A 626-nucleotide genomic window follows, 5' to 3' on the forward strand; every position below is an offset into this window, starting at 1 on the left:
CCACCCGGCTTTGCACAAGCAAGCAAAAATGTAAGAAAATCGAGAGTCCCTCCATATGTATGACAGAACAACTACTTTCACAGACTAGAAAAATTCCTGGAGCCGACTGAAAAACTCTTCGTGTAAATTGTATATTATTGCAATTGTGTTCCAAGTTTTTCAGAATTAACCTAATCATTTATCCTACCTTTACTTGAAACACCACCTCTGATTCCGATATACTCAGGACTAGTGCGTTTCTCGTAGTCCTTGACTACGGTCACTATAAACCTTTTTAGGAGTTCGTATGGTATTCTTAGCGCAACTACCGAAAGAGCAGCTAATCGCCCAGCTCGAGAATGGGGTAATCCTCATGGTTCTGGGTATCGCTACGGTGTTTGTGTTTCTTACGTTGCTGGTTTTTCTTACCAAAGGCATGAGCGCCATTGCAAGAAAGATAGCACCTGCAAAGAAACCGACAGTCGTTGTGAGCAGTCCCTCTGCCGCCACCATTTCTGCAAGCCCTGCCAGTGAGGCGGACATTGCAGCCGCCATCGTGGCCGCATTCGCCAAGTCGAAAGAATAAGTAACACCCGGAGGACAATTCCAAATGAAAAAACAAGTCAAGTTCATGTGCACCGCGTTCC

At 45.2% G+C, this 626-nt stretch carries 1 protein-coding gene; it reads left to right on the plus strand.

Features of this window, described 5'->3' with window-relative positions; all coding sequences use genetic code 11:
- Nucleotides 1–286: 286 nt before the first annotated feature.
- A complete protein-coding gene (locus E0765_RS12360) occupies nucleotides 287–565 on the plus strand; it encodes an OadG family protein (RefSeq protein WP_132813539.1) in 279 nt (92 codons plus the stop codon).
- The last annotated feature ends 61 nt before the right edge of the window (nucleotides 566–626 follow it).

This window comes from Sulfuricurvum sp. IAE1, assembly GCF_004347735.1.
Taxonomy (GTDB): Bacteria; Campylobacterota; Campylobacteria; order Campylobacterales; family Sulfurimonadaceae; genus Sulfuricurvum.